10 protein-coding genes are annotated in these 12,687 nt (G+C 69.8%); 9 read left to right on the top strand and 1 reads right to left on the bottom strand.

Annotated features, from left to right (window positions below; translation table 11 throughout):
- The first annotated feature begins 18 nt into the window (after positions 1 to 18).
- Positions 19 to 747, top strand: coding sequence for a DUF2625 family protein (locus tag SK854_RS04575; protein WP_319973675.1), 729 nt, complete (start codon positions 19 to 21; stop codon positions 745 to 747).
- A 238-nt stretch (positions 748 to 985) separates the two neighbouring features.
- Here SK854_RS04575 and SK854_RS04570 read toward each other — a convergent pair whose 3' ends face one another.
- On the bottom strand, positions 986 to 2,053 hold the full coding sequence (locus tag SK854_RS04570; RefSeq protein ID WP_319973674.1) for an amidohydrolase family protein: 1,068 nt from the start codon (positions 2,051 to 2,053) through the stop codon (positions 986 to 988).
- A 221-nt stretch (positions 2,054 to 2,274) separates the two neighbouring features.
- Between SK854_RS04570 and asnB the strand changes: the two genes are divergently transcribed.
- The 8 genes from asnB (at position 2,275) to SK854_RS04530 (ending at position 12,670) form a co-directional block, all read left to right on the top strand.
- Positions 2,275 to 4,104 (top strand): asparagine synthase (glutamine-hydrolyzing), encoded by a 1,830-nt coding sequence (asnB, locus tag SK854_RS04565; protein WP_319973673.1) that lies wholly within the window; start codon positions 2,275 to 2,277, stop codon positions 4,102 to 4,104.
- Positions 4,105 to 4,275: 171 nt separating this feature from the next.
- A complete protein-coding gene (locus SK854_RS04560) occupies positions 4,276 to 5,358 on the top strand; it encodes a polyprenyl synthetase family protein (protein WP_319973672.1) in 1,083 nt (360 codons plus the stop codon).
- Between the two features lie 56 nt (positions 5,359 to 5,414).
- Entirely contained in the window at positions 5,415 to 6,476 is a 1,062-nt protein-coding gene (locus SK854_RS04555) for a hypothetical protein (protein ID WP_319973671.1), read from the top strand.
- Positions 6,477 to 6,512: 36 nt separating this feature from the next.
- Positions 6,513 to 7,832, top strand: coding sequence for a cytochrome P450 (locus SK854_RS04550; RefSeq protein ID WP_319973670.1), 1,320 nt, complete (start codon positions 6,513 to 6,515; stop codon positions 7,830 to 7,832).
- Positions 7,829 to 9,202 (top strand): cytochrome P450, encoded by a 1,374-nt coding sequence (locus SK854_RS04545; protein ID WP_319973669.1) that lies wholly within the window; start codon positions 7,829 to 7,831, stop codon positions 9,200 to 9,202. Before SK854_RS04550 ends, SK854_RS04545 begins: the two co-directional genes overlap by 4 nt.
- Complete coding sequence (locus SK854_RS04540) at positions 9,199 to 10,233, top strand: hypothetical protein (protein WP_319973668.1); 1,035 nt, start codon at positions 9,199 to 9,201, stop codon at positions 10,231 to 10,233. Before SK854_RS04545 ends, SK854_RS04540 begins: the two co-directional genes overlap by 4 nt.
- On the top strand, positions 10,230 to 11,324 hold the full coding sequence (locus tag SK854_RS04535) for a TIGR03857 family LLM class F420-dependent oxidoreductase (protein ID WP_319973667.1): 1,095 nt from the start codon (positions 10,230 to 10,232) through the stop codon (positions 11,322 to 11,324). Before SK854_RS04540 ends, SK854_RS04535 begins: the two co-directional genes overlap by 4 nt.
- Positions 11,321 to 12,670, top strand: coding sequence for a cytochrome P450 (locus SK854_RS04530; protein ID WP_319973666.1), 1,350 nt, complete (start codon positions 11,321 to 11,323; stop codon positions 12,668 to 12,670). The genes SK854_RS04535 and SK854_RS04530 overlap by 4 nt, the downstream gene beginning before the upstream one ends.
- The last annotated feature ends 17 nt before the right edge of the window (positions 12,671 to 12,687 follow it).

Below are 12,687 nucleotides of genomic sequence, written 5' to 3'. Positions count from 1 at the left end.
GAGTAGAAGGATCGTCTGATGAGGAACGTTGCCGAACTGGTCGAGGTGCCGACTCCGGCGTGGCCGTGGCTGGTCGCCGATCTTGATCGCAGCTTCGCGCAGTACACGGTGCTCCCGCCGGATCCGGCCCAGTGCCGGGCGTCGCTGCACCAGATCCAGGTGACCGCGAGGTCACCGCTGGGCGCGATCGTCCTGAACACCGGTGGTGTGCTCGCACATGACGGCTGGCTGCGGATCTACGGCGGCTCGGGTGGCCCGAACGGATCCGTCGGAATGGCCGAGGTGAACGGATTCCCGGCAACGGCGCAGCCGGGTTGGCTGCCGCCCGCGGGCCTGATCGTCGCCCACGACGTGCTCGGTGGTGTCTTCGCGATCAACGGAGCCGACCCGCAGCGGTACGGGCGGCCCGGTGGCCCTGGAGGCGTCGTCCACTTCTCCGCCGTCACGCTCACGTGGCAGGACCTGGAGATGGGGCACAGCGAGTGGCTGGCATGGGTGGTGGACGGCGGTGCGGCGAGCCTCTACCGCGATCTGTTGTGGCCGACGTGGCGCATCGACGTCAGCGGGCTGAGCATGCGGCAAGGAGTCTCCGTCTACCCGTTCCCGTGGTCCGAGGAAGCACAGCGGGACATGGCCGCCACCGCTCGCGAGCCGGTGCCGCTCGCGCAACTTCTCGGCCTGCACGGCGAGTTCTGCACGCAGTTCGGGCTGCCGGACCCCGGCGAGCTCGGTTCAGTGGCGGCGTGATCTCGTCGGCCGGCACGAGAGCGAGGCACGGGAACATGCTTGGAAGCGCGGTGGCGCGTCACATCTTCCAAGCGATCGTCGCATGCCCCTAGGACCAGGTTGGAGGTTCACTCGCCGCGAATTCCGCTCATCCTGAATCGAAAGCCTCCCGTGCATCGAAACCGCCATGTCGCAGCGATTCCGGCGCTGGTCTCCGTGACTTCCGCGTCGCCGGACCGTTGCTGGCGCGGCCTCCTGGTCATCTGGCCACGCTTTCGGCCAGGCGCGGGAGCAGCGAGGCGATGTTCGCGTCGATCGCCCGGCGTTCCCAGGTGTCGAAGAGACCCGACTGCTCGATGCCGGTGACGTGCTCCGCCGCCGTGAGGTAGGGAAAGTCGGTGCCGAACAACATGCGCGAGGCCGGAGCGATCTCGCGCAGTGCGGCGAGCGCGGGCCTGCTCGGGATCTGGGCGACGTCGAAGTAGAAGCGGTTCAGCTCCGGCATGAAACCGCCTGGGAGCAGGGTTGCCAGGGCCGGGTTGCCGGCGGCCTCCCGGATGAACCGCCGAACGAGGAACGGGATCGTCCCGCCGCCGTGGGAGAAGATCATCTTCACGTCGGGGTACCGCTGCGAGGCACCGGCGAAGATCATGCTGGCGATCGCGCGGGTGGTGTCGGTGCCGTACTCGATCAGTGCGATGTTCACCTGGGGGATCGCGCTGCCCCAAGGGGGAGCGACGGGGTGGGTGTAGACGACCGCCTTGCGCCGGTTCAGCTCGGCGAACACGGGATCGAACGCGGCGTTGCCGAGCCATTGGTTGCCGTAGCTGGTGAAGAGACCGATCCCGTCCGCCTTCAGGGTGTCGAACGCGTACTCGATCTCCCGCAGGCTTCCCTCGACGTCGGTCAGCGGGATCGCCGCGAACAGGCCGAAGCGTCCCGGGTGGTCGGCCACGAGCTGGGCGCCGAAGTCGTTGCAGCGGCGGATCAGCTGCCGCGACATCATGTTGCCGTCCTCGGCCAGCACCTGCAGCACCGGCGTCGTGACGGACAGCACCGACGCGTCGACCTCGGCGCGGTCCATGTCCTCCAGGGATCTTTGCACCGACCAGGTTCTGAAGACCGGGAGCGGGCCGCCACGCTCCACGTAGCCCGGCGGTACGAAGTGGTGGTGCGCGTCGATTCGAAGACCCTTGGCGGGCTTCTGGTGACGCCTCGTGCTGCTGGCGTCGGCCGCCGCCGGAGTCGCGGCGGCGACACCCAGTGCGGCCGTCGCCGCCATGAACGCACGTCGGGTGGTGCCGCCGTTCTTCGAGCTGTCGTGCACGATTCCTCCTCGGTAGGCGGAGTTCCGGTCGCAACGGATCGAACCGCCACCTCCACGGCGCGCCAATCACCTCGGACCTCCGCAGGCCCGGAGACCATCGTTTAGTGCCTCTTCGTGCACGCGACGGCCCATCCGGTTGCTTCTGACGGCTCGGTGTTGCGCCATGCGTTGAGACGTCCGGGACGGTCCACTGTGGCCGCTCAGGTCCGGTTGGAGGATCGATGTGCGGCATCGCGGGATGGGTCTCGTTCGATTCCGATGTGCGCACGGCCGAGGAGACCGCCGAGGCCATGACGGCCACCATGAGTCGCCGCGGCCCCGACGACAGCGGTCTCTGGCTGCGAAAGGAGGTCGCGCTGGGGCATCACAGGCTGGCGGTCGTCGACCCCGAGGGCGGCGCGCAGCCGATGAACGTGCGGACGGCGGCGGGTGACGTCTGCCTGGTCTACAGCGGCGAGATCTACAACACCGCCGAACTCCGACGGCGGCTTTCCGGGCTCGGCCACGTCTGGCGGACTCAGTGCGACACCGAAGTGGTGCTGCACGGTTATCTGCAGTGGGGTGACGCGGTGGTGGACCACCTCAACGGCATGTTCGCCTTCGCGATCTGGGATGAGCGGACGAGGTCCCTTCTGCTGGCACGCGACCGCCTCGGGATCAAGCCGCTTTACTACTACCCGACTCGGGACGGCGTGCTGTTCGGTTCGGAACCACAGGCGATCCTCGCCAACCCGCTGGCACAACGCGTTGTCGACGCGGATGGTCTCCGGGAGTTGTTCGCCTACACCAAACAGCCGGGCTGGGCGTTGTGGAAGGGGATGCGTGAGCTTTTGCCGGGCGAGATCGCGCGGGTGTCGCCCGCCGGTCTGACGACCAGGACCTACTGGAAGCTCTCGGCCGCACCGCACACCGACGACCGGCTCACGACCGTCGATCGCGTCCGCGACCTGCTGTCCGACGTCGTGCGGCGGCAGATGGTCGCCGACGTGCCGCAGTGCATGCTGCTCTCCGGCGGCCTCGACTCCGGTGTCCTGGTCGGTCTCGCCGCCCGCGAGACCGACCGCGTGAACACGTTCTCAGTGGACTTCGTGGGCCAGGAGGAGAACTTCGAGGACGACGGGGTGCGCGGAACCCCGGACGCGCCCTACATCCGCGACATGGCCGATCTTGTGGGAGCCGACCACCGCGGCGTGCTGTTGTCCCCGGCGGACGTCAGCGATCCGGTGATCCGCCGAGCGCTGCTGACCGCGCGTGGCATCCCGCAGGGCCAGGGCGACATGGACACCTCGCTCTACCGCCTGTTCCAGGCCGTGCGGGAGGAGTTCACGGTGGCGTTGTCGGGGGAGGCGGCCGACGAGGTCTTCGGCGGCTACCGCTGGATGCACGACGAGCAGACCGTGAACTCCGGCACCTTCCCGTGGCTGGCGTTCCGCAACCCGATCATGAGCGGCGGCGACGCCCACCTGACCCGGGAGCTCAGGGCCGAGCTCGACGTCGCCACGTACGTCGCGGATCAGTACCGCACGGCGGTGGCGGCCGTGGAACACCTCGACGACGAAACCGAGGCCGAGGCGAAGATGCGCACGGTCGGGCATCTGCACCTGACCCGGTTTCTGCAGCTGCTGCTGGACCGCAAGGACCGTGCGTCGATGGCGGTGGGACTGGAGGTCCGCGTCCCGTTCTGCGACCACCGGCTCGTCGAGTACCTCTACAACACACCCTGGGCGCTGAAGACCTTCGACGGCAGGGAGAAGAGCATCCTGCGCCGAGCCGGCCGCCACGTTCTGCCGGCCTCCGTGCGCGACCGCGTCAAGAGCCCGTATCCATCCACACAGGACTCCGCTTACGTCGTCGCGGTGCACCAGCAGGCCAGGGAAGTGCTGGCGCAGCGGGACAGTCGGCTGTTCGCGGTCGTGGAGGAGGCGTGGCTGCGGGACGTGTGCGCCCGCGACCCGCTGCACCTCGACGTGCTGGGGCGCATGGCGCTGGAGCGGGTGCTCGACCTCTACCACTGGATCGACCTGTACTCGCCGACGATCGACGTCGGCTGAACATTCCGGACCTGAACGGCCGAACTGTGGCCCGGCGGGCACTTTTACGGGCACCCGCGCCCAGTCGGGGCGGATTTCCCGGCAGAGGCCGACACCACCGCCCTACGTTCTCCCTCGCCCAGCCGAACGTCCATTCGGGACGTCGTCCCTCACCGAAGCGGATGGAGCCGAATGATCACGCAGAAGCTCACCGCGACCGCCTCCGCTGACGACGCCCGCGTGCGAGAAGCGGTGGACGGCGAACTCCGGCGCTTCCTGGCGAGGAAGAAGCAGGGCTCGCGATGTTCTGAAACAGCCTTCTTCGCCGAGATGATCCAGCAGTTCCTCGAAGGCGGCAAACGCCTCAGGCCGTTGTTCTGCTCGATCGGGTGGAGCCTGGGGTCACCAGAAGCAGCGCCGCAGGCCGTCCACCGGCTGGGGGCGGCGCTGGAGTTGTTCCACGCCTTCGCCCTCATTCACGACGACATCATGGACGAGTCGCCCATGCGGCGCGGCCGGCCCACCGTGCACCGCCTGCTCACCGCCGACGCTCCGGCAGCTCTCCCGGAGGCAAGACGGCAGCGCTACGGGACCAACTCCGCCATCCTCGTCGGCGACCTCGCCCTGGTCTGGTCGGGCGAACTGCTCCTGGACTCGCTCGCCGGACACGTCCACGCCCCCGCGGTCCTGGACCTGGTCTCGACGATGCGGGAGGAGCTGGTGGCCGGTCAGTTCCGCGATCTCCGGGCCACCGGCTCGGCCGGCGAGAACGTCGAATCGGTGTTGGAGACCATTCGCTTCAAGACCGCCACGTACACGATCGACTACCCCCTGCGGCTCGGCGCGACCCTGGCGAACGCCCCCGCGTCCACCGTCGCCGCGTGCAGTGACTACGCGGTGCCCCTGGGAGAGGCGTTCCAACTGCGGGACGACCTGCTCGGTCTGTTCGGTGACCCCCGCCGCACGGGCAAATCGGCCACCGACGACCTGCGCGAGGGCAAGGCGACCGTGCTCATGTCCTGCGCCCTGAGTTCGGCGACACCACGACAGCGCCGTCAACTGTGTGCGTTGGTGGGCAACGAAACCGTTGACGACGAGGGTGTCGCCACCGTTCGTCGAATCGTCAGGGAGACCGGCGCGGTGGCCGCGGTGGAACAGATGATCCTGGACCGCCGCGACCAGGCGCTCGCCGTTCTGGAGTGCGGCGCGTTCCCGGCGCAACCGCGTGGGGCGTTGCGGGAACTGGTCTTCCAGGTGACCGACAGGTTCATGTGAACGACGCCTCGAAGCGAAAGGAAAGCAGTCTGATGGAACCCGTTGAGCGTTGCAGAGTGGCTGTCTGGGGTCCGGGACGCCTCGGTTGCGAGGTGATCCGCGCGATGGTGGGCCTGGAGTCTGTCGAGCTCGTGTCGGTGCTCGCCTACAGCGAGGACAAGGCCGGTCGCGACGCCGGCGAGCTGGCCGGCGTCGGGCCGCTGGGTGTCAGGGTCACCACGGACCGGGCGGAGATGCTCGCCGCACGCCCCGACCTGGTGATCCACACCAACATGGACATGGGTGCGGGCAAGGCGGACGACGACCTGCTGCAGCTGCTGGACGTGGGGTGCAACGTGATCACCGCGCACGCCTACGGCGGCCTCCACCTGCGTGAGGACGGTGCGATCGAACGCTTCCAGAGCCACGCGGTGGCCGGGGACGCCACGCTCTACTGCACCGGCGTGAACCCCTCGTTCAACGTCGAGCAGCTCGTGCAGACGCTCAGCGGTGCCTGCTCGCACATCGAGAACATCCTGGTGCGCGACGTCATGGCGATCGACGAAGCGGGCGAGATGGCGCTCGAGCTGATGGGGTACGGGAAGCCGCTCGACACGAAGCTGAGCGATCACCTGCGGTCGTGGGTGGGGCAGTACCTCGAACCGTCCATGCGGGTCACCGCGGACCTGCTCGGAAAGCCGCTCGACCGGATCGAGTTCAGCAGCCACCTCGGCCCGGCCGTGCGCCCGGTGAAGCTGGCGTCGATGACGGTCGAGGAGGGCACCTGCGCCAGCGTCGCGTTGCGCTACGACGGTTACAGCGGCGACGAGGTGTTCATCTCCGTGGAGGGGCTCTACTACGTCGGGGCCGAGCAGCGGCCCGCCGACGCGGTCGCCGCCGAGTACATCGAGGTGAAGATCGAAGGCCGGCCGTCTCTGCACGTGACGGTGGACCTGAAGGCGTCGGTGCACGACGGGCTGGACCGGTACCCGGACAGCCCGGACACCCCGATCGTCTACGCCGCGGCGGCGGGGCCGATCGTCCAGGCCATCCCCCTGGTGATGGCGGCTCCTCCCGGCGTGATGCGGACTCCACCGCCCACCGCCCACTACGACGCCCGTTTCCTCCGGCGCGGATAGCCGCGTCGCCGTGCACGTGAGAACGGTGAGACAACGATGAGCAGGACAGCCGAATCACACATCGCCGCGCCGGCCACCGCCGACGGGGACTTGCCGGCGGCGCTGGCTTCGTCGGACGTGTTCGCCATGTTGGCCGACCCGGTGGTGCTGGCGAATCCGTTGCCCCTGGCCACCTGGCTGCGGGAGAACGCCCCGGTGTACCGGACGGCGGACGGCAGATGCCTGGTCAGCCGTTACGAGGACGTCTCCCGGCTCCTCCGGGCGTCCACCGAGGACATCCAGGTGCTGGCGGCAGGCATCCAGCCCGGGGCTCTCGAACTGCACGCGAGCGTGCGCCGGCTCGCGGACACCATCGGCCTGCGGAACCCGCCCGAGCACACCCGGCTCAACCAGATCTACCTGCGCTACTTCACGCCCGCGCGAGTGGACGCCCTGCGGGAGCGGACGCGGGCGATCGTGACGGGCATCGTCGGGGAACTCGCAGAAGAGCTCTCCACCGGGCAGGTGGTCGACCTGCACCGCCGACTGGCGAACGCCCTGCCGACGCACATGATGAGCCTGCTGCTGGACCTCTCCCAGGAAGACGTCTCCTGGCTGAACTCGTGCGTGTGGAACATCGAGCAGGCGTTCGATCCGACGATCACCGCGGAACGACTGTCCCAAGCGGACCAGAGCAGCGCGGAGCTCGACGCCTTCGTGATCGACCTGGTGGCCCGCCGGCGCGGCGGCGGTGGCACCGACCTGATCACGGCGCTGGCCGACGTGGAGGACGACGAGGGCGGCCTCTCGCAGAACGACGTCATCGCCATGGTGTTCACCCTGCTGGCCGGTGGCGTGACCACCATGGCCTCCGTCATCGCGCTGGCGTTGTGGCGCACGCTGGTTCACCGCGACGACGCGGAACGCCTCGCCGGATCTCCCGCCGCGGTGGCGGCGTACGTAGAGGAGCTGCTGCGGTTCGAGTCGCCGGCGATGTACAGCCCGATCCCGCGGGTGGCCGTGCGCGACGTCGAGTTCGGGGGAGAGGTCCTGCCCGCGGGAACCCGCGTCTACGGGCTGATCATCGGTGCCAACCACGATCCACGGGCGTTCCGGGATCCGGGGACGTTCGACCCGTCGCGTTTCGACCCGTCGTCCGGCCGGCGTGACTCCGCCGCTCTCGCCTACGGCACGGGAATCCACCGTTGCGTCGGCGCCCATCTGGCCTCGATGGAGATCGAGGTGGTGCTCGGCCTGCTCCGTGAGCGCCTGCCCGGGCTCCAGGTGGACGGTCCGGTGACGTGGGGACGCACGTCGTTCATCCGCAGTGTCACCGGGCTCCCCGTCCGGCTGGAGAAGGGGAGCTCGTCGCGATGACAGCACCGCACCGCGTGCCGCGGGCCATGCGCTCGCGTGTTCCCCTGATCGGCAGCGCGATTCACCTCCGCCGCGATCCGCTGGGGTTCGTCCAGGAGATCCGCCGCAGTGGTGACGTGGCCACGTTCAAGCTCGGCCCGCGCACGGTGTACGTCGTGAACCACCCGGAGCTGATCCGGCAGATGCTGGTGACGGAGGCCGACAAGTTCCACAAAGGAGTGATGTTCGAGAAGGCGCGGATCCTGGCGCGCAACGGCCTCTTCACGTCGGAGGGCGACTTCCACACCCGGCAGCGCCGGCTCATCCAGCCGGCCGTGCGGGCCTCCGAGATCGCCGGCTACACGCGGACGATGAGGGAGCAGGTCGACGAACTGGTGACCGCGTGGGCGGACGGGGACGTGGTCCGGATGGACCAGGCCACCTTCCCGCTTGCCCTCGGCATCGTCACGCGAGTCCTGTTCTCCACGGACCTCGACCCGGCCACCGCGGCCGAGGTCCACGAGACGCTGCCCGTGCTGCTGCGGGGTCTCGGTCAGCGCGCCCTCGCGCCGTTCGACTTCCTGGACCGGTTGCCGACCCCGACCAACCGGGCGTTCGACCGCGCGCTGCCGCGGTTCCGGTCCGTGATCCACCGGTTGATCCGCGAACACCGCCTCGACCTCGGGCAGCACCCGGACCTGCTGACGTCCTTGCTGCAGGCCGCAGACCCGGACACCGGCGAGACCATGTCGGACGAGCAGGTCTACGACGAGGTCACCAGCATGATCATCGCCGGTAGCGAGACCACGTCGGCCGCGATGGCCTGGGCCGCCTATCTCCTCGCCACGCACCCGGACGTGCAGCGCGCGGTGCAGGCCGAGGTCGACGAGGTGCTGCAGGGGCGTCCGGTGCGGTACGAAGACCTGGGGCGGCTGCAGTTCACCCACCGCGTCGTCAAGGAGACCCTGCGCCTCTACCCGACGACGTGGATGCTGATGCGCCGCCCGCTCGAGGACGTCGACCTCGGCGGGTACCGGATTCCGGCCGATGCGATGGTGCTGTTCTCGATCTTCGCGCTGCACCGCGACCCCGCGCTGTTCCCCGATCCGGAGCGCTTCGACCCCGACCGCTGGCTGCCGGACCGCGCGAGGACGATGCCACCACACGCCTACTTGCCTTTCGGCGCCGGTCCGCGCGGGTGCATCGGCGGAGCGTTCTCGCACACCGAGGCGGCCGTCTTCCTCGCCACCCTGGCCCAGCGGCACACCCTGGTCTCCGTGTCGGACGAGCCGGTCCGGATCGTCACGACGCTCATCCCGATGCCGGGGCCCATCTCGCTGGGCGTGCGTTCCCGCGCGGGGTCGCGTTCGCCGGAAGCCGTGATCCGATGAGCTCCTCCGCTGTGGACGTGACCGTCAAGCGGGCGCTGGAGTACCTGGCCGGACAGCACGAGCTGTCCTATCCGGACGCCGCGCACGTCATGGGTTCCTACTCCACCAAGAAGTTCACCGAGCTCTACGGGCGATCCAGGTCCGACGACAACGCCGGGACGTTCGCCGAGTTCCGTTGTGTGGGCGCGGTGTACCACGTCGCCACCATCACCGAGGCGCTACTCGACGCCGCGGACGCCGGCCATCACGAGTGCGGGCGGCTCGCCGACGACAACGCCGCCTGGCTGCTCTCCCAGCGCGACGGCGTGTCCTGGCGGTACTTCCCCGGCTTCGAACCACTGCCGCACGACGCCGACACCCTGGCCCAGGTGCTGCGCGTCCTCCTCCGAACGGGTCGCGCTGACAACGCCGACGTGCGGACCGCCACCGCCTTCGCGGCGCGCAACGCTTGGGACGACGGCGTGGTCAACACCTGGTTGCTCGACGTCCCGGACGACCGCGCGGCGGCCAACCGCGTCTGGGGCCGGGGCAGGGACGACACCGGCCGCGATCCCGACGTGGTCGCGAACCTCGCTCACGCCACCCTCCTGCACGAGCGGAAGCTGGGAGTCTCGGCACTGAGCCCACTCGTCGGCCCGGCCACCCGCTGGTTGCTCGAGCAGCAGCAGCCCATGGGTTTCTGGCGAGCGTCGTGGTACGTCGGAACCTGCTACAGCACCTACGCCGCCGTACGTCACCTCGTCGCCGTGGGCGGGCACGAGGACGAGATCGCGCGGGCCACCCGGTTCCTCGCACAGGCACCCGCGCCGGATCCCCTGAACCGGGCCCTGGCGATGCTGGCGCTGACGACCGCCGGCCGTGCGGTGTCCACTGAGGACTGCGACCTGCTGGCCGGCAGCCAGTTCCCCGACGGGTCGTGGGAAGCCGTGCCCTGGCTGGACAACCACGCCAGGGTGTGGGGAAGCCGCGCGGTCACCACCGCGCTCTGCCTCAAGGCCCTGCTCGCGGTGCAGAGTGGTGGGATGCCGTGAACGACACCCGGTTGCCCTTGGGGGCCTACGTCCTGTCGGGCCGTGTGCCTGATGCGCGCGCGGGAATCGCACAGGCACAGGCCGCCGAAGCGCTCGGGCTCAGCACGCTGTGGATCTCCGAGAAGTTCGGCACGAAGGATCTCGGCGCGCTCGGGGGCGCACTGGCCGCCAGCACCACGACTCCCGGTGTCGCCGCGGGCGTCGTCCCGTTCCAGACCCGGCACCCCCTGCAACTGGCGTCCCTCGCGGCCACGCTGCAGTCGTTGACCGCGGGCCGGTTCGTGCTCGGGCTCGGCCGCGGCGGCAGCTGGCTGTCCGGGCTCGGTGTGCCGCCCACCGCCACGGCGCGGATGGTCGTCGACACCGTGACCATGTTGCGCCGCCTGTGGAACGGCGAAGAGGTGTCCTACCGCGGCCCGGCGGGCGACTTCCCGAGCCTGCGGTTGCGGGAACTCCCCGCCACGCCGCCACCTCCCGTCGTCCTGGGCGGAATCGGAGAGCAGTCCCTGCGGCTGGCCGGAGAGCACTTCGACGGCGTGCTGCTGCCCGCGTTCACGACCCCGCAAGCGATTGCCCGGATCTCGGACCAGGTCCGCCGGACCGCGAGGGCGTGCGGTCGCAACCCTGACGCCGTGCGCGTCTACGCCACCGTCCTCACCGCGGCCGACCCCACACCCGAGGCCAGAGCCGTCCTCGCGGGCAGGGCGGCCACGTACCTCCAGGCCCCGGTCGGGGGAGAGCGGCTGGTCCGCATCAACGGCTGGGACCTGGAGGCGTTGTGGCGGTTGCGCGAACACCCGAACATCAGCCGGCTCGGCGACACCTACGCCGACGCCGTTCTCGATCCCGCCGACCTCGCCGAGGCCGCCGGACTGATCCCGGAGACCTGGCTCGCCGACTCCACAGCGATCGGCAGCCCGCAGGCCTGCGCCGCCCGGCTGCGGGACTACCTCGACGCCGGCGCGGACGAACTGGTCCTGCACGGCACCACACCCGACCGGCTCGCCCCGGTCGTCCACGCCTTCACGGCACTCCACCCACGATCGCGGCCACGACCCGCCGCGACAGACACCCAGGACCGTCCGCGATGAGAAACACGACACTCGACCAGTTGCCCAGCCCGGCGGCACTGCCGCTGCTCGGCCACGCCCTCTCGCTGTTGCGCGATCCGTTCGGCTTCCTCACCACCCTGCCGCCGCACGGAGACCTGGTGCGCATCCGCCTCGGCCCCTTCTCCGCCGTGGTGGTCTGCGATCCGGACCTGACCCGGCAGGTCACCCTCGACGACCGCACCTACGACAAAGGCGGTGCCCTGGTCGACCGGGCGAGGGAGATGGTCGGTGACGGCCTGATCGTGTGCCCGCGCAGTCAGCACCGCAGGCTCCGGCGCCTGACCCAGCCCGCGTTCCACCACAGCAAGGTTCCCGGCTACGCCAACACCACCGCCGCCCACGTCGCCGCGGCCAGTGGTCGCTGGAAGGACGGCGAGGTCCTCGACGTCACGGCGCAGATGCTCGCGGCCCTGCTGGACTCCGTCGTGGAGATGCTGTTCTCCGACACGCTGCCGCGCGAAACCGTGCAGGAGCTGATCGAGGACTTCACGGTCATGGTGCGCGGCATGTTCCGGCGCACTGTCCTGCCTCCCGCGCTCACCCGCCTGCGCACCTCGGGAAACCGGCGCTACGAAAGGCACATCGCCAGGCTGCACCGGACGGTCGACACCATCATCGCCCAGCGCAGAACCGGTCCCGACCACGACGACCTGCTGTCCGTCATCCTCAGCACCCTCGACACCGAGCAACCGGGCGAGGCGCCTACCGCCGGGCTGTCCGACGGCGAGGTCCGCGACCAGATCCTGTCCTTCCTCTTCGCGGGCTCGGAGACGACCGCGGCCACAGTGGCCTGGGCGCTGCACCTCCTGGCCGAGCACCCCGAGATCGAGCGGCAGGTCCAGGCCGAGGTCGACGCCGTCCTCGCCGGCGGCCCCGCGGACTTCTCCCACCTGCCGGACCTGGACCTCACCGGCCGGGTCGTCAGCGAAACCGTGCGGCTCTACCCGTCCGCCTGGTTCATGACGCGTCACGCCACCACCGACACCACGCTTGGCGGACACGCGATCCCCGCCGGGACGACCGTCGCGATCAGCCCGTACCTCATCCACCACCGCGCCGACCTCTACCCGGCCCCGGACGCCTTCGACCCCGGCCGGTGGAAGACCACCGATCCGACGGACCGCAAGAACACGGCCTACATCCCCTTCTCCGCCGGGCCGCGCATGTGCATCGGTGACGGACTGGGTCCCGCTCAAGTCACCCTCGCCGTCGCCACCGTCGTCGCTCGGTGGCGCCTGAGCTCCGTCCCCGGCGGGACCGTGCGGCCGGACACGGCCGCCACGCTGCGTCCCCGCAAGCTCCTGATGACCGCCACCCGCCGCTGACCGACCGCGCGGCTTCC

The organism is Lentzea sokolovensis, from assembly GCF_033949975.1.
Classification (GTDB): Bacteria; Actinomycetota; Actinomycetes; order Mycobacteriales; family Pseudonocardiaceae; genus Lentzea; species Lentzea sokolovensis.
This window is presented reverse-complemented; position numbering and strand designations above follow the sequence as displayed.

Bases quoted from the DNA above. Each gene is read 5' to 3' on its own strand.
- SK854_RS04575 (WP_319973675.1), top strand. From the start codon at position 19: ATGAGGAACGTTGCCGAACTGGTCGAGGTGCCGACTCCGGCGTGGCCG.
- asnB (WP_319973673.1), top strand. From the start codon at position 2,275: ATGTGCGGCATCGCGGGATGGGTCTCGTTCGATTCCGATGTGCGCACG.
- SK854_RS04560 (WP_319973672.1), top strand. From the start codon at position 4,276: ATGATCACGCAGAAGCTCACCGCGACCGCCTCCGCTGACGACGCCCGC.
- SK854_RS04550 (WP_319973670.1), top strand. From the start codon at position 6,513: ATGAGCAGGACAGCCGAATCACACATCGCCGCGCCGGCCACCGCCGAC.
- SK854_RS04545 (WP_319973669.1), top strand. From the start codon at position 7,829: ATGACAGCACCGCACCGCGTGCCGCGGGCCATGCGCTCGCGTGTTCCC.
- SK854_RS04540 (WP_319973668.1), top strand. From the start codon at position 9,199: ATGAGCTCCTCCGCTGTGGACGTGACCGTCAAGCGGGCGCTGGAGTAC.
- SK854_RS04530 (WP_319973666.1), top strand. From the start codon at position 11,321: ATGAGAAACACGACACTCGACCAGTTGCCCAGCCCGGCGGCACTGCCG.